This window comes from Symbiopectobacterium sp. (genome assembly GCF_047692315.1).
In the GTDB taxonomy this organism is placed as follows: Bacteria; Pseudomonadota; Gammaproteobacteria; order Enterobacterales; family Enterobacteriaceae; genus Symbiopectobacterium.
The window spans coordinates 1-16,893 of sequence record NZ_JBLLJS010000018.1 but is presented as its reverse complement, the minus strand read 5'-3'; the positions used below and the strand labels follow the sequence as shown (position 1 = coordinate 16,893).

Annotated in this window: 6 protein-coding genes, 1 tRNA gene and 9 pseudogenes; 11 read left to right on the top strand and 5 right to left on the bottom strand. The window is 52.7% G+C overall.

The annotated features are described in order from the left end of the window. Positions 1–48 precede the first annotated feature (48 nt). From ACMZI0_RS08770 to ACMZI0_RS08760, 3 genes are all read right to left on the bottom strand, one after another. The gene (locus tag ACMZI0_RS08770) at positions 49–1,968 is read right to left on the bottom strand and encodes an FTR1 family iron permease (RefSeq protein WP_415672662.1); all 1,920 of its coding nucleotides are present in this window, start codon (positions 1,966–1,968) and stop codon (positions 49–51) included. A gap of 84 nt (positions 1,969–2,052) precedes the next feature. Beyond that, positions 2,053–2,322, bottom strand: coding sequence for a HypC/HybG/HupF family hydrogenase formation chaperone (gene hypC / locus ACMZI0_RS08765; protein ID WP_415672661.1), 270 nt, complete (start codon positions 2,320–2,322; stop codon positions 2,053–2,055). Between the two features lie 108 nt (positions 2,323–2,430). Then, positions 2,431–3,117: a hypothetical protein gene (locus tag ACMZI0_RS08760; RefSeq protein WP_415672660.1), complete on the bottom strand. Its 687-nt coding sequence runs from the start codon at positions 3,115–3,117 to the stop codon at positions 2,431–2,433. Positions 3,118–3,630: 513 nt separating this feature from the next. Here ACMZI0_RS08760 and ACMZI0_RS08755 point away from each other — a divergent pair. From ACMZI0_RS08755 to ACMZI0_RS08720, 8 genes and pseudogenes are all read left to right on the top strand, one after another. Then, a pseudogene (locus tag ACMZI0_RS08755) lies at positions 3,631–4,247 on the top strand (4Fe-4S dicluster domain-containing protein). Then, entirely contained in the window at positions 4,244–4,501 is a 258-nt protein-coding gene (locus ACMZI0_RS08750; RefSeq protein ID WP_415672659.1) for a hypothetical protein, read from the top strand. Before ACMZI0_RS08755 ends, ACMZI0_RS08750 begins: the two are co-directional and overlap by 4 nt. Positions 4,502–4,537: 36 nt before the next feature. Next, positions 4,538–5,672: pseudogene (locus ACMZI0_RS08745) on the top strand (proton-conducting transporter membrane subunit); the annotation flags it as partial. A gap of 10 nt (positions 5,673–5,682) precedes the next feature. Next, on the top strand, positions 5,683–6,603 hold the full coding sequence (locus tag ACMZI0_RS08740) for a respiratory chain complex I subunit 1 family protein (RefSeq protein WP_415672658.1): 921 nt from the start codon (positions 5,683–5,685) through the stop codon (positions 6,601–6,603). Beyond that, positions 6,585–8,145 (top strand): annotated as a pseudogene (locus ACMZI0_RS08735) (proton-conducting transporter membrane subunit). Before ACMZI0_RS08740 ends, ACMZI0_RS08735 begins: the two are co-directional and overlap by 19 nt. Continuing rightward, the gene (locus ACMZI0_RS08730; RefSeq protein WP_415672657.1) at positions 8,138–9,877 is read left to right on the top strand and encodes an NADH-quinone oxidoreductase subunit C; all 1,740 of its coding nucleotides are present in this window, start codon (positions 8,138–8,140) and stop codon (positions 9,875–9,877) included. The pseudogene ACMZI0_RS08735 and the gene ACMZI0_RS08730 overlap by 8 nt, the downstream one beginning before the upstream one ends. A 12-nt stretch (positions 9,878–9,889) precedes the next feature. Then, a pseudogene (gene hyfH / locus ACMZI0_RS08725) lies at positions 9,890–10,471 on the top strand (hydrogenase 4 subunit H). Continuing rightward, positions 10,464–10,832: pseudogene (locus tag ACMZI0_RS08720) on the top strand (NADH-quinone oxidoreductase subunit B family protein); the annotation flags it as partial. The pseudogenes hyfH and ACMZI0_RS08720, both read left to right, overlap by 8 nt. Here ACMZI0_RS08720 and ACMZI0_RS08715 read toward each other — a convergent pair. Then, positions 10,823–12,683 (bottom strand): annotated as a pseudogene (locus ACMZI0_RS08715) (sigma 54-interacting transcriptional regulator); the annotation flags it as partial. The pseudogenes ACMZI0_RS08720 and ACMZI0_RS08715 sit on opposite strands and share 10 nt — an antisense overlap. A gap of 631 nt (positions 12,684–13,314) precedes the next feature. Here ACMZI0_RS08715 and ACMZI0_RS08710 point away from each other — a divergent pair. Beyond that, positions 13,315–14,601: pseudogene (locus ACMZI0_RS08710) on the top strand (dicarboxylate/amino acid:cation symporter). 83 nt (positions 14,602–14,684) lie between these two features. Here the strand turns inward: ACMZI0_RS08710 and hypT are convergent. Continuing rightward, positions 14,685–15,570: pseudogene (hypT, locus tag ACMZI0_RS08705) on the bottom strand (hypochlorite stress DNA-binding transcriptional regulator HypT). Between the two features lie 200 nt (positions 15,571–15,770). Here hypT and ACMZI0_RS08700 point away from each other — a divergent pair. Both ACMZI0_RS08700 and ACMZI0_RS08695 read left to right on the top strand, forming a co-directional pair. Continuing rightward, positions 15,771–16,465, top strand: a pseudogene (locus ACMZI0_RS08700) (aspartate/glutamate racemase family protein). 188 nt (positions 16,466–16,653) lie between these two features. Then, a tRNA-Asn gene (locus ACMZI0_RS08695) sits at positions 16,654–16,729 on the top strand. The last annotated feature ends 164 nt before the right edge of the window (positions 16,730–16,893 follow it).

The following is a 16,893-nucleotide window of genomic DNA, read 5'->3' as shown; positions in this document are numbered from 1 at the left end:
AACCCATCCTCATATCATCAATATCATGTTGTTTTTGATTTTTGCTTATCATTGCTTCCCGTATTCGAACGTCATCGCGCGCTGACGCATAATCCACAGCGCGGCCAGGGCGGCGAATACCAATACCACTTGCGGTATCAGCGTTTCTACGTAGGGGTAAATCCCCAATACTCTGATTTCCGGAACCCACGTCAACGACGTCGGTTCAAACAACTTGCCTTCGATTAACTCCAATACCCCTTTGCCCGCAAATACAAAGGCCATCAGGTACATGAAACAACCGGTAAACATAAAGAAGGGTTTCAGCGGCAGTTTGACCACGGTAAAGCGCATCACCAGATAGGCGATAAGCAAAATCACGCAGCCAATCAGGAAGCCCGCCAGAATAGAGAGATGCCCGGCCAAATTGCTGGCATCCCCCACCAACGCGAAGTAGAACAGGACGGTTTCCGCCCCTTCGCGATACACCGCCAGGAAGCTGGTCATCCATAAACCAACCACAGAACCGCTGCTCAGCGAGTGCGACAGTTTTCCTTCCAGGTAGGCTTTCCAATGTCTGGCTTCGACCTTCGACAACAGCCAGTAACTCATGCTGAACAGCATCACCACCGCGATCAGCATGGTAAACCCTTCCAGCAATTCACGGCTGGCACCGGAATTGCTGAACAGCATTTGGAACAATACTGCCGTCAATACGTCGCACAACAGCGCCACATAGACAGACTGGCGGATCAACGGCAGCTTGTCCTGATGATTGTTTTTCACCAGATAAGCGACGATGGCAGCAACAATCAACAGCGCTTCCAGTCCTTCACGCACGATGATTAGCAGACTGTAGATCAGCAAGCTCCAGTGCGTTTCGCCACCGCTGCCCAGCATAGTGACTGCATTAGCCAGATCCTGTTGCATGGCATCGGCCTGGGCATGCAGTGCGGAAACTGGCTGACCGGCGCTCATCATACTGACCAGACGGGTGAAGTAGCCTTCCAGCGTCGATTTAAACGCGGAATCACGCGAGCCGACTTTGTTCTCCATGCCGCTGGCTTCGAACAGATCGAAATAAGCATCCTGCACCGCCATGATGGCCGGTTTCGCCTGCCCTTTTTCATACTGAGCGATCGCCGCCGCGATAGCCTGATTGATGTTGTCGACCACGCTGGCCCAGTCCGCATCCGGTACGTCAGCGCCAGCAAGGCCGTTTTCCTGTGCTGCAGACACCGGCTGATCGTCACGCGTGGTGGGCAAACCCGGCAGCACATCTTCGATATCTTGCAGCAGCGTCGTCACCCGATAGGCCACTTCACTCATTTGATCCGGCTGCGCGGCCAGCGCAATCAAGGCGGTAAATTGCTGGTTGATTGAGGCAGCCTGCTGCGAGGAGCGGTTCTGGCGTACCGACATCTCCATCTCGGAGTTTTTGAATCCCTGATAGTGTGCCTGCTGCACGCTTTGGCTGGCTTTCTGGTATTCACCCGCCTGATAGTCAGCTACCGCTTGCGCCAGACCATCATCAATGGTCTTGAAGCTTTGCTGCCAGTAGAGTGCAATATCGTCGTTGCCATAAGCACCGTGCTGCTCCTGCGCCACCAATTTGTGACCGTCAGTCAGCGCCGGCAAAACGCTATCCAACTCGCCTTTCAGCCAGTTCACATTGGCCTGAATCTCGGCCTGCGGCTTACCTTCGCCAATCATGCGACGAATCTCACCGAAGGTGGCTTCCAGTTGATAGCTTTTCTGCGCGGAGATATTGATTCGAATCGGCCCTTCCAGGTTCTCAAACACCTCGAAGTAAGCCATTTGAACTTCGGTACGGGCTTCATCCGGCTTCTGCTGCTGATAGAGTTCAGCGGTCTTATCCAGGCGGCTCTGAATATCATGGATGAAGGTGTTGTAATCCGTTGCGGCAAACGCCGACAGGCTGGAAAACATAAAATACAGTACAATCAAGCACTTCTGCCAAATAGACATAAATACGATGGTCATCGACAATGAGAGTTATTTTCATTATCACGTTTTAACATTTACGTTTCTTGACGTAAATCACAAAAGGCCTCACTGTTTCAGAAATATTGTAACATCGTGCTCTACCTCTTCCATTTGGCGCAGTGCCGCCAGCGTGTCGAGCGCCTCCTGTTCATCCAACCGACTCATGGCAAACCCGACGTGCACCAGTACCCAACTACCGATCAGGCTGGCTGCATCAATGCCGTCCACGACCAGAGCGACATTCACTTCGCGCTTCACACCGCATACATCCACCCAGGCTGTATCCTGTACGTTTTCTACCAATGCGATAACCTTTCCGGGAATGCCGAGACACATGGTGGTGATGATCCTTTTTCATGAGTACGATTTGCCATGTACTCGATTTAGCAAGATTTAGGCCAACGACACAACAGGTGCTTCCGTTAGGCTCATGAATAAACCCTGTCATCTGTCACCCAATGTCTTATTTATGCTTCTTTCCGCGATTAGCCTGAGAATATAATGTAAACCGCCGGTGTCTATTTTGTCGCCGTGGAAATAGGACATATCAATAGGGTAAAATTCGTTTCTCGATAGATTGTATAAGAAATTATCCTCCGACATATCCGTAGGTGGGCAGCCTTTTTCATGCATTTCGTATAACAATGCAATGAAATCGTCAGCAGCATCATCAGCAAAATAACGCACTTTAGAAAGAGGAACGCCATCAATTTTATCCAACTGAATAATCCCATGAGAAATAATCCGGGCAGAATCCTCTCCGTAAAAACGTCGAAACGAATCTGCCTGTCTCGCAATCTCATCAGGTTGGATATCATCAAAGAAAATTTTTAAAACCTTGTCTGGGCTTTCATTATCCTCAACCACAATAGCCTCGGCACCTTCTCCCACCGTGGCACCTATGCGTTCGCTTTTTTCTCTAATAAATTCAGAGGTTGTGGGTGTGCATGTTGATGCCGAACAGGGCATCCCTGTTCTTTCATTGTCATCAAAAGACGGCGTTCTGCAATGAGAGATAAACGCCTTCAATTGTGACCTGAGATTATCATTCGATACGTGTGCCAACGCTTTATAGATATTATAAGCCAATATTATCGATACCCCAGACGGGCTGATGGGTTGATTATTCACAAATAACCTTTTGGCATCTACTTTGGGGACACCAAGGGACGATCTGGCTATTTCCGCTAGCTTCTTTAACGTTTTCGAGGAAAGTATATTGTTATTTGTTTTTTCAGTAACGCAGAGTAGATGGAGTCGTTTTTAATATCAATTCGAGATCGAGAATTTATAAAAAGCATTGTGCACCTCTGGAAAAACGCCAATGTACACAATAATTGGCTAATAACCTTCAAAAAAACAATTTTATGCGAATAAAAACAGACAGGATATTTCACTAACATCGCCAGCGAATAAAATCCTGATCGATATACTGGCGTTTACTCCGTTCCTGTTCGCCGATGCGTCACTTTGTCGTCACCCTTCTCGTCACTAATGTCGAAACCGACATCGTCAACAGCGTCACCGTCTGAACTGCCTATGGAGCATCCCAGGCACGGCGGGCCTCTCCGGCTAACTCGCTGACGTGGCACAAAATATGCTTGAAGCCGCCCAACATAGGAGAAAGCCCCGGAGGGTATGGCTATGAATCGCTTCGTCATTGCGGAGCCCAAACGCTGTATCGGATGCAACACCTGTATGGCAGCCTGTACGCAGGTACATCGCCAACAGGGGTTGCAAACCCATCCCCGTTTGACGGTAGAACGAGATGCCCAAGGCACCGCCCCGTCCTGTGTCGCCACTGTGAGGATGCACCGTGCGCACAGGTATGCCCCGTTAACTCCATCACACAACACGATAATTCCGTTGTGTTGGATGAAGTAGCCTGTATTGGCTGCAAACTGTGCGCCATCGCGTGCCCGTTCGGCGCGATCACCCCGCCAGGCAACAAGCCGCTGGCCGTGCCACAGACCTTCGCTCACCACATTCCCGTTGAGGCGTTATCGGACGTGCCTGTCAGCGTCGCCTCCGTCAATCCATTCCTATCATGGAATGCCGGGGTGAAAAGCGTGGCCGTGAAGTGCGATCTGTGCGCCTTTCAGGATAAACCGGAGTGCGTGCGGGTTTGTCCTACCCAGGCACTGTTTGTCGTGGATGAGTCACAACTGGTCGCCGCTACCGAAGCCAAACGCCGTCAGGCAATGATGTGGCCGCTGGGCAATCAACCTTTTGCGGCACTTGAATGGGAGCCAAAATCATGATGACCCCCTTTGCATGGCTGGCTCTCTCGCTGGCTCTCTATTTGGCAGGGGCGCTGTTATCGCTCTGTCTGGCCCGTAACGACGCATTGGCGATTAAACTCAGCGGTGTATGCGCACTGCTCGCAGGGCTCGCCGGTATCGGCGCAGCGCTTCCCGTGCTAACCAGCGCGCAACCGTTGATCGCCGCCTTCGATATTCGTTGGCCTATCTGCAAGAGTACCGTGGGCGCGCCGGGGCGATGGGGTTCTACATGAACCTGTTTATCGCCTCAATGATGGCACTGGTAGTAGGAGCACGATATCAAACGTCTGCTGGCTTACCACACCGTAGAAAATATCGGCATCATCCTAATGGGTGTTGGTGTCGGCATGATTGGTATTGCCACGCATCAGCCGCTGCTGGCAGCGTTAGGTCTGTTGGGTGGGCTGTAACCACCTGCTGAACCACGCACTGTTTAAAGGGTTGTTGTTCCTTGGCGCTGGCGCGGTGATCTACCGCTTGCACACCAAAGACATGGAAAAGATGGGCGGACTTGCCCGCCGCATGCCTTACACCGAGCTGGCGTTTCTGGTGGGTTGTATGGCGATCTCCGCACTGCCGCCGCTTAACGGCTTTGTCAGTGAATGGTTCACCTATCAGTCTCTGTTCACCCTGAGCCACCAGGGTAGCTTCAGGCTACGGCTGATTGCCCCGATTGCCATTGTGATGCTCGCTATCACTGGCGCGCTGGCGGCCATGTGTTTCGTCAAAGTGTACGGCATCAGTTTCTCCGGTGCGCAGCGCAGCGAAAAGGCCGATCAGGCACGGGAAGTTCCCTGGCCGATGACCCTCGCCATGGGGCTACTGGCATTACTGTGCGTCGCAATGGGCATCGGTGCCAGCTTAGTCGCACCCGTTATCACCCAGGTGGCAGTGAGCCTGATCGGCGAAGCTGCCCCTGTGGTGGCGCACGGGCTGACACTGTTCCCCGACAATCCGGCGCAAACCTCGCTCCCAACCCCATTGATCTTTATTTTGCTGCTCACTCTGCCTCTGTTGCCGCTGCTGCTCTACGTGGGCGCCAAAGGTGGGCGTCAGGCGTTCCGTCAACGCGGCACGCCGTGGGCGTGCGGCTATGAGTACGAAAGCGCAATGGCCGCCTCTGCGGGCAGCTTTACCCAACCGCTGCGCGTGCTGTTTGCTCCGCTCTACCGCATACGGAAAACGCTGGCACCCGCACCGATGCTACAGCGAGCGCTGGAACAGACGACCCGCGCCGCTGAAAACGCAGAGCCGCTGCTGGATAACCGCGTGGTAATGCCGCTGGCGAGCAGTTTGCAACGGGTAAGCCGTGCGATGCAGTGGATCCAACACGGCGATTTCCGGCTCTATTGCCTGTATGTAGTAGCGGCGCTGGTGGTGCTGTTGCTGATCACCATGGCATAAGGAGAATCCGATGATTACTGAGACTACGTTATCCGGTGCCGCCCCGCTCATCATCCGTCTGGTGTGCGCGCTGTTGCAGGCGCTGGTGTTATTTGCACTTGCCCCGCTGTTCTCCGGGTTGGCGCGCGTGATCCGCGCCAAGATGCATTCGCGGCAGGGACCGGGACTCTTACAGGACTACCGCGACATCATCAAGCTACTGAAGCGGCAATCCGTCGCGCCAGAGCATGCTGGCGGCGTGTTTCGCCTGATGCCATTTATTCTGATAGGCTCCATGCTGCTGGTCGCCATGACGTTACCTGCCGTGACGCTGCGTTCACCGTTCGGTGCTGGTGGCGACATCATTACCCTGCTCTATCTGTTTACCTTGTTTCGCTTCTTCTTCTCACTGGCAGGACTGGATTCCGGCAGCCCGTTCGCCGGCATCGGTGCCAGCCGTGAGCTGACGCTCGGCATTTTGGTCGAGCCCATTCTGATTCTGTCTCTGCTGGTGGTGGCGCTGATTGCCGGTTCCACCAACATCGGCAATATCAGCCATGTGCTGGCAGAAGGTGCCTGGCTCTCTCCTACCGCCACTGGGCTGGCACTGTTGGCCTGCGCTTTCGCCACCTTTATCGAAATGAGGAAAATGCCTTTTGACGTCGCCGAGGCCGAACAAGAGTTACAGGAAGGCCCGTTAACCGAATATGCCGATGCCGGATTGGAGCTGGTGAAATGGGGGATCAGTCTCAAGCAAGTGGTCGTGGCGGTGCTGTTTCTCTCCATCTTCGTCCCGTTTGGCAAGGCAGACAGCTTCACCCTCGGCGCCATGCTGTGGGGCAGCATCACGCTGTTGCTGAAGCTGTTGGTGGTGTTTATCGCCGCGCTGGCCTTTGTTTTTACCTCACCGGTCTATAGGAGCCCATCGCGACTATGGATACGTTCGTTATAGAAGGCCGCACGCTGGCGACGCTGCTGCTGCCCTTTATCGGCGCGCTGTGGATTGCCTTTGCGCCACAGCGCCACGCCAAAGTGCTGTGCAGCTTGTTCGCGCTGTTGGCGACGTTGGGCATGGCCTTGCTGGCGTGGGGCTGGTACGCCGCAGGACAGCAAGATACGGTCATTACGCTGTATCGCTACGGTAACGCAGAGCTGTTCGGCTTTGTATTTGACAGGGTCAGTCTGCTCATCGGTTTTGCCGTGGTTTTCCTCGGGCTGTTGGTCAGCATCTACTCTTGTGGCTATTGACGCTGGGCAACCGGGAGCATCCGCACGAGGGCACGAACCGGAACCGCTACTACGCGTTCCTGCTGGTGTTCATCGGTGCGATGGCGGGCCTGACGCTCTCCTCAACTCTGCTTGGCCAGTTGCTGTTTTTCGAAATCACCGGTGGGTGTTCCTGGGCACTGATTGGCTACTACCAGCAACCCAAGCCGCTGCGCTCTGCACTGAAAGCGCTATTGGTCACCCACGTTGCCTCTATCGGTCTCTATCTGGCGACCGCCTGGCTGTTCGCCAAAACCGGCACTTTCGCGCTGAGCTCCATCAGCCAGTTGGACAGCGCCGATAAAATAGTGGTGTTTGCGGGCATTATGTTTGCGGCCTGGGGGAAATCTGCCCAGTGGCCGCTGCACGTCTGGCTGCCGGATTCCCACAGTGAAGCGCCCAGCCCGACCAGCGCCCTGCTTTCCGCTGTGCTGCTCAACTGCGCCCTGTTAGTGATCGTGCGCTACACCATGATCGTCAGCGCCGCCATCGGCCCGGTATTTCCGCAGCGGCTATTGCTGGTATTCGGGCTGTTGTCTGTCGCGGTAGCCGAGTTCCTGATTCTGGTCCAACACGACATGAAGCGCCTGTTGGCCTACTCCAGCGTGAAGAATATGGGATTGATCGCCGTGGTGCTTGGTATTGGCGGCCCGCTCGGCGTATTGGCGGCGCTGTTGCACACGCTTAACCACAGTTTGGCCAAAACCCTGCTGTTCTGCGGCTCCGGTAATGTGCTGCTCAAATACGGTACGCGTGATATGGATGCGGTAAAAGGCATCTTGCGTGTCACTCCCATTACCGGTGCGCTGCTGGCCGGTGGTGCGCTGACGCTGGGTGGTATGCCGCCGTTCAACCTGTTTTTAAGTGAATTTATGACCGTCACCGCCGGCATCAACGCAGGCTATCTGTGGCTGGTCATCGTATTGCTGTTTCTGCTGACCATTGTGCTGGCTGGGTTGGTACGCATGGTCGCCAGCACGGTGCTGGGCAACAGTCCAGCCGCCGTCAGCAAAGACGAATTAGGCATTCTCACCACCGCACCGATGGCCATTCTGCTGGCATTAATGCTGCTGATGGGCACACACATTCCGCAACCCGTTTACTGGAAAGCGCCAGCGCACTGGTGTTGCAATCACACGCCACCGAAGCCACGGCCACCACGGCACTTTCGCCGCTCGAACGCTCACCGCTTACCCTTTCTCGTCAGGAGACGTCCCGTGATGAATGAACATCCAACTCCCCCCGTGGCTGCTGCAACCAACGCCAAGCGCGGCGCAGGTTATGATGCGCAGGTGCAGCAGCGGTTTCCCCACGCCATACTGGAACAGGCGTGGCAAACCGACGATCAACTGACGCTGACGGTGAAGCTGGCAAGCCTGCCGGATGTGGTGGAGCACCTCTATTATCAGCACGGCGGCTGGCTGTCAGTCCTGTTTGGTAATGATGAACGGACGTTGAACGGTTATTTTGCCATTTACTATGTGCTATCGATGGAAGAGGGGGAAAAATGCTGGGTGATCGTTAAAGCCCTGGTCGACCCGGTGAATCCTGAGTTTCTGTCGGTGACGCCGCGCGTGCCTGCTGCGGTATGGGGCGAGCGCGAAGTGCGTGATATGTATGGTCTGATCCCCGTTGGCCTGCCGGATGAACGCCGTCTGGTATTGCCCGATGATTGGCCGGACGATCTCTACCCACTGCGCAAAGATGCCATGGATTACCGTCAGCGTCCGGCCCCGACGCAGGACAGCGAAACCTACTCCCTCGTTAACGAAGCCACCGGCGATACCCGCGTGGTGCCCATTGGGCCGCTGCACATCACCTCCGACGAACCCGGCCACTTCCGCCTGTTTGTCGACGGCGAGCAAATTATCGATGCCGACTACCGCCTGTTCTACGTGCACCGCGGCATGGAGAAGCTGGAGGAAACGCGCATGGGTTACAACGAGGTCACCTTCCTTTCTGACCGGGTATGCGGTATCTGCGGTTTTACCCACAGCGTGACCTACACCACGTCAATCGAGAATGCGATGGGCATTGTGCCGCCGCCTCGGGCACACGCTATTCGCAGTATTCTGCTGGAAGTGGAGCGTCTGCATAGCCACTTGCTGAATATCGGTCTGTCGAGTCACTTCGTTGGATTTGATACCGGGTTTATGCAGTTCTTCCGCATCCGTGAAAAATCCATGACCATTGCCGAGATGCTAACCGGTGCACGTAAAACCTATGGTTTGAACCTGATTGGCGGCATTCGTCGCGATATTCTGAAAGAGGACAGGCTTAAAACCATCAAGCTGATCCGCGAGATGCGCACCGAAATTATGCAACTCTCCGACATGCTGCTGAATACGCCCAACATGCTGCAACGCACACAAGGCATCGGCATTTTGTCATCGCAGGTAGCGCGTGATTACAGCCCGGTAGGCCCGATGATTCGTGCCAGCGGATTCCAGCGTGACATGCGTATCGATCACCCCTACTCCGCCTACCTTGAACTGCCGATGGAGCTACACCATCTGGGCGCCGGTGATGTCTATTCCCGCGTGCTGGTACATATCCGCGAAGTGCTGACCTCACTGGCGATCGTAGAATACGGTCTGGACAATCTGCCGGAAGGCCCACTGCTGACCGAAGGGTTTAGCTACAAGCCTCATCAGTTTGCACTGGGCTACGCAGAAGCGCCGCGCGGCGAAGACGTGCGCTGGAGCACGACCGGCGATAACCAGAAGCTGTTCCGCTGGCGCTGCCGGGCAGCCACCTACGCCAACTGGCCGGTGCTGCGCTACATGTTGCGCGGCAATACGGTGTCCGATGCGCCGTTGATCATTGGCAGCCTGGATCCGTGCTACTCCTGTACCGATCTGGTAACGCTGATTGACGTGCGCAAACAGAAAATCACTACCGTGCCCTATAAAGAGATCGAGCGCTATGGGCTGGAACGCACGCGTTCGCCGCTGAAATAGAGGGATGACACCATGTTAAAACTGTTCAAAATCCTGCGCGACGCGGGCAACAGTACGGTCAAATATCCGTTTGCGCCGCTCGAGGTGCCTGCCGGATTTCGCGGCAAACCGCAGTATGACCCCGAGCAGTGTATTGCCTGTGCGGCCTGCACCGTTGCTTGTCCAGCCAATGCGCTGACGATGGAAACCGATGTGGCAAGCGGCACCCGTACCTGGCAACTGTTTCTCGGACGCTGCATTTTTTGAGGGCGCTGCGAGGAAGTGTGCCCGACACGCGCTATCGTACTGTCACAAGAGTTTGAGATGGCCGTCGCCAATAAAGCGGACCTGTTTCAACGCGCTACCTTCCGACTGCTGGAATGCCATGAATGCCACCGGCCATTCGCCCCAGAGAAAGAGGTGGCCTATACGGTAGCACTATTGCAACAGGCGGGCATGTCCGCAGATGATGCAGAGGCCCGACGCACGCAATTCGAAACCTGCCCGGAATGCAAACGCAAACAGAGCATGCCCCACAAGGGCAATGTGACGCTGAGCCAGCATTTTATCACCCCGCCTGCGGCGGCGTTCAGTCAAGGGGGCAATCATGAATGAACAACACAACGGCGTAGACATACCCTCATCGGTGCATACGCGCAGTACACCCATTCGTCGGCTTGATGAACAGACGCAGCAGTTGAAGAAAACGCTGTTGAAAGACATCCAGCGCTCTGCCTATGTCTATCGTGTCGACTGCGGCGGCTGTAACGGGTGTGAAATCGAAATTTTCTCTGCCATCACACCTATTTTTGATGCCGAGCGTTTCGGCATCAAAGTGGTGGCGTCGCCGCGCCATTCCGACATTCTGTTGTTTACCGGCGCAGTCACGCGTGCGATGCGCAGCCCGGCACTACGTGCGTATGAATCTGCTCCCGACCCAAAAATCTGTATCTCCTACGGTGCCTGCGGCTGCGGTGTTTGCTGCAATTCAGCCAGTTGCAAATTCAATGTGGTGCCACGCGTCAGGATCACCGCACGCTCGACGACATTTTCCAATTCCCGCACGTTGCCCGGCCACGGCAAGAGGCTCAAACGGCGCAGCACCTCAGAAGGGATGTTATCAATGGTGCGGTTCATCCGTCGCGCTATCTTGCGCGTGAAAAATTTCACCAGCAGTGGAATATCTTCCGGGCGCTCACGCAACGGAGGAATAACAATAGGGAAGACATTCAACCGGTAATAGGGGTCGCTGCGGTATTCTCGATCCGCCACCATCTGTTTTAAATCACGGTTAGTGGCCGCAATCAGGCGCACGTCGACAGGGATCACCTTGCTGCCGCCGAGCCGCTCAATTTCTCGCTCTTGCAATACCCGCAACAGTTTGGGCTGCAACTCCAGCGGAATGTCTCCCACCTCATCGAGAAACAGCGTACTGTTGTCCGCCAGCTCAAAGCGGCTCTGACGCTGCGCGTTTGCCCTGCCTCGGGCTCAAGCGGTGTATGGCCCGGGCGATCAATTCTTTGCCGGTGCCTGTCTCGCCCAAAATCAGCACCGTACTGTCACTGGCGGCGACCATCTCCACTTGTTCCAACACCTGGCGAATGGCCTGGCTACAACCGATGATTTCACCAAAGGCATCATCACCGTGCTGGCGCACATGCTCCGTCAACTGTTCTGTCAGGTAGAAGTTTTCATGGATCAGGCTGTCTTTCAGGCGAGTTATCTGTTCGTAAGCCAGAGCGTTATCCAGTGCAATCGCGATACGCGCCGCAATTTGCCTCAGCAGTCGGATATCCGATTCTGTCACCGCCAATTCATGACGGTGAGCCAGCTCCAACACACCTAACACCCGGCTGCCAAAGGTGAGCGGCAACAGACAAGCGTGGGTTAAACCGCCATCAAGGCGCTGCGCCAATGAGCCAAGCGCTGGCGCGCCGGGAACCGCATCCCCCGGCGCGCTCAGCACCACGGTATTGTTTTGCATCACTTGCGCTGCCAGCGTTTCAGTCAGTGGCACCTCCCCTTGTTTGTGGTATGGGGTTTTCCCTGCGGGAATATCCCCCGCAGGATAATGGGTGGCATAGTAGGTTAACGGCCCGCCCTCATTCTCGCCATCACCCAGCGCCAGCGCGATGAAATCAATACCAAAGAAACGGTGGATCTCGCGCGAGACTTCTTGCGCTAACGCTTTTAATTCCAGCTTGGAGATAACGGTATTGGTGACATCCACCAGAATGCGGTAGTGATCGCGCTCATGGAGCAGGGATTCTGTCTCTTTCTGCGCCTGCTCTCGCGTCATGATATTTTCCAGAGCGCAGGTAACAACACTTGCTAACGCTTGAAAAAAAGCGATTTCACTGTCATCAAACAGGCTGCCATCCGCTTTCAGAAACTCCAGGCCACCCACCACGCGCTCGGCGCCAGCTCGCACTAGTGGCACCAGGCAGTAATCGCTTAACCCTAAATAGGCAGGATATTGTGCCAGATAAGGGTAATCGCGCAAAAAATGCAAACGATCGCGCCGCTGGAGTGTGGCAGAAGTCCAGATCGCACTGCCCGGTCCCTCTGCCAGCAATGCCCCCTCTTCGCTGCCTGTCACCTTGTCGGTAAGCGGATCGTAGCGGTAAAAACGAATCTGATTATGCAGCGGATTAAACCAGAGCAGATGGACACGCTGAAACCTCACCACCGAAAAGGAGGCCCCTTGCAAAACATGCAACAGATCGTCGATCGTGCGTTGTTGCAACAATGATTGGGAAACCTTTAACAGCGTATCCTGCCAGAGAATAGACTGTCGGGATGGAGAATCCGTCAAATGTATCGCCATAGCCACCGCAGTTTAATCACCATAATCTCTTAAGGGTAATAGTGTAAGGGCTGACCACGGGAAATGACACGATGCGATAGCCATAGCTTGATCTGAATCGTGATTCATTTTCCTGAAGACGGTCGCGATGGCCTGCATTAACGAATTTTGATATTACTCACAGAAAACTACTGCAATAAATGAATGCCACAACAGAGAATCTGTCTGCGATCGGTGCGCTGTTGCAGCACACTTTTCCCCCAGCCCTTCATTCTATTAATTACTAAGACTTCAGTTTTCATAAGCAAAAATGATAATCACGTACCTCAATGAAGGCGCCAATCATTAATTGTTTGTTTTTAAATTTTGTTCAGTTCAACTAATGAACAATCACCGCTTCATTCTCATTTTAGATAAAAAAACTAAAATAAATTCGTTTTTTTTGCATAATTTTTTCTCTATTTGCATGGTGAGGTATAAGAAAAAAAAGGTAAAACCGTAGAATCGTTGTAATATCTTGGCCCAGGCAATATCACCCATAAAACATGACTGGCGCAGCAGGTCGTGCTTTTCGCAGGCATGGCCGCCGAGATCTGCTGACTGCCAATAACAATGTTTATTGCCTGAGTTTATTCATCAACATGAGGTCACTATGCAAAGGCAGAAGTTATTTAAGCAGATAGCACTGGCTATCATCTTGGGGATATTGATTGGCTGGGCTTGTCATCATTTTCTGGATGGCGGATGAGCAAAAGAAGTTGCATCTTACTTCAACATAGTCACCGACATCTTCTTACGCATGATCAAAATGATCATCGCACCGCTGGTGTTCGCTACCCTGTTATCCGGGTTGGCCAGTATGGGCAACTCTTCGGATGTAGGCCGCGTTGGCCTTAAAGCGATGACCTGGTTCATTACCGCTTCAGTGATTTCATTGTTGATCGGTATGCTGTTTGCCAATATTTTTCAACCTGGCGCAGGCATGAACCTGACCGCACCAACCACCGCGGTGGCTACCGGGCTGAATACCGATGGATTCACACTGAAGAGCTTTATTAGCCATATCTTCCCGAAAAGCATCGTGGAAGCCATGGCAAACAACGAAATCCTTCAGATTTTGGTGTTCTCTTTGTTCTTTGGTTCTGCTTTGGCCTATGTCAAAGCGAAAAACAAAGCGGCCACAGCCATTGATTCTTTAATTAATGAACTGGCCAAGGTGATGTTCCGCGTCACTGACTACGTGATGAACCTGGCACCTATCGCCGTGTTTGCTGCGCTGGCCTCGGCTATCACCACTCAAGGTCTCGGTTTGATTTATGACTTTGGTAAACTGATCGGCGAGTTCTATATTGGTCTGGCTGTGCTGTGGGCGGTATTGTTTGATGCAGGCTATCTATTCCTCGGCAAGCCGATTTTCCACCTCGCCAAACTGATCCGTGAACCCACCATGCTGGCTTTCGCCACTGCCAGTAGCGAATCGGCTTACCCGAAAACCATGGAAGCACTGAACAAATTCGGTGTGCCGAAAAAGATCTCCAGCTTTGTGCTGCCGTTAGGATACTCGTTCAACCTCGACGGCTCCATGATGTACCAATCTTTCGCCATCCTGTTTATCGCACAGGCCTACAACATTGATCTGAGCATCACTCAGCAGGTTCTGATTCTGTTAACGCTGATGATCATCAGTAAAGGTATGGCGGGCGTAGCACGCGCCTCTGTCGTGGTGGTTGCCGCTACGCTGCCGATGTTCAGCCTGCCGGAAGCCGGTATTTTGCTGATTATCGGTATCGACCAGTTCCTGGATATGGGTCGTACCGCCACTAACGTGGTGGGTAACAGCATCTCCACCGCGGTGGTCGCGAAACTGGAACAGAAAAATGGGCTGATTGACGACAACGAAGACGAAGAAGTCGAATACGACGAAGTCAAAGTCAGTTAAACCATCTATATCAGTGAAATAGCACACAACAATAAAGCGGCCAATTGGCTGCTTTTTTTATGGACATTGGCACGCACTGGTAGCTAACGGTTCAAGCTTTTCATATAACGCCAGAATTTCTCTGAGGCGACATTGAGCTTGGCATTCATACGATAAAGATAGACGCCCATGCGCATCACCGCATCGGGCATATCCAGCACCACCAATTCGCGATTTCTGAGCTCCTCACGGATCGAGTAATCAGGTAGCCAGGCAATGCCGTATCCTTGCAAGGTCATGCGTTTAAGCAGGTCGCTCATGGAAGAAACGAACATTATTGAAAAACGCTCGCTGTGGGTAGCAGAGAGATGGCGATTCACCTGCCGCCCCATATAGCTTGTATCGGTGTAGTTCAGCAACGGCACGGACTCGGCACGTGGATTAAACACCGGCTTTCCGTTTTTATCACAGGCGCTTACCGGATAGGTGAGATTCGAGGCTCTTGGTATCCATAAAAGATTCAGACATCAGTTCCTCATTATAGAATGAGAAAATAAAATCGCTTTTCCCTTCTTTCAGGTTGAACACTGCCTCATCGACATCGATCGACTCCACATAGAATATTTTTTCCTGCGGCTCTGGTACTGTTTTCAACAGTTCGGGAAGAATAAAAACGGACAGTGAATGGGCTGCTGCTAGCGTAATTTTATTTTTATAGTGACTGCCACCGTGTAATTTATTTAACTGATAGGCCAAATCGTCCAGCGTATTGCGAATATGGGCATGAAACAAGCGTCCTTGTTCCGTTAATTTTAACGGAGTAGCATTTCTGTCAAACAATTCAATACCGATAGCCGTTTCCAGTGCACGAATACGACGACTGAATGAAGACTGAGAAATATTGCGTTTTTCTGTCGCCAAAGTAAAACTGTGATGCTCTTCTAACGCAATAAAGTCATACAGCCATTTCGTTTCTATGTTATTGAGCACACTCACCTCTTTTCCGCTATAACGCCGTGCGGCGCTGCCACCGCTCTTGCTCTGCGACTCCTTATCGGATACAGCCAAGAAAAGCATAGCCACACGGTTGGCTATGCAAATCATACATAGGGGATGGGAATTTAGCAATTCACATTCTGGCTGGTTGTACGAAGATATTTTCGATTCCTTCATGTATTGAGGTTAATAACGTGAATAATTTAATCGGTATTCTTGGCGGTATGGGGCCAGGGGCGACCATTGACGCCATGCAAAAATTAATTAACAACACGCCGGCGAATAAAGACCAGGACCACATTCCTACGATTGTGGTATCTATCCCTGATATTCCTGACAGAACGCAATGTATTTTGAATCATGGTGCATCACCATTGGATAAAATGATTCAATACATGAAAATTCTCGAAAATGCCGGTGCCGAATGTATTATCATTCCTTGTAATATCGCACATTTCTGGTTTGATGAATTAAAAAAACGCACCCAGGTTGAAATGATCAGTATTATCGATACAACCTGTCAGTTGATTAAACAGCAAAAATTTATCAGAATAACCTCAACACACTGGGTATCGTCTGCCAGACACCCGATGATGTGGCTCAGTTGGCGGTGATGGAAAGCATTTATGCCTATAAGGCAGGCCGCATCGACGATGCACACCGCCTTCTGGCTCCAGTCAGGGACAGCCTGCTTAATTCGGGTGTAGAAAAACTTATTCTGGGGTGTACTGAACTGCCGCTGATTCTCCAGCAGGATGTGGCATCAGCCCCAGAGCATTACATCGATGCAACAGATGCGCTGATCAAAAAAACTGTTGAGTGGTATTTCTCCCACTCACCGCGTACCCCCAATAATCAGGGTATGCCGCATCACCCGATTGCAGCCTGAGGGAGATGCTGTATCGCTTTTATGCAACAGAATCAACCGAGAAAAAGCGCCTTAATTTGCCGCATTTTTCGCCGCCATGCAGAAAAAAAGGGCGATTTGCCTAATCTCTCAGCAAACGATCGCCCTTTGCATGTTCTTCCTTTGACATCCCAGCAGCACGCCGTTATCATGCGCCCCGTTCACACGATTCCTCTGTAGTTCAGTCGGTAGAACGGCGGACTGTTAATCCGTATGTCACTGGTTCGAGTCCAGTCAGAGGAGCCAAATTCTTTTTCTTATGCATCCTCGCGAATCCCTATCTGTTTTAGGCTCAACAGGTTAGCGTGAAAACCTTTCCCGATGCGTTCTTATTTTTCCCTCCGCATCGGGAGAATTTGGTGGTCAGATTTGGGGTCTTTCCGGTTCGATAAAGGAGTGACCCGCATATG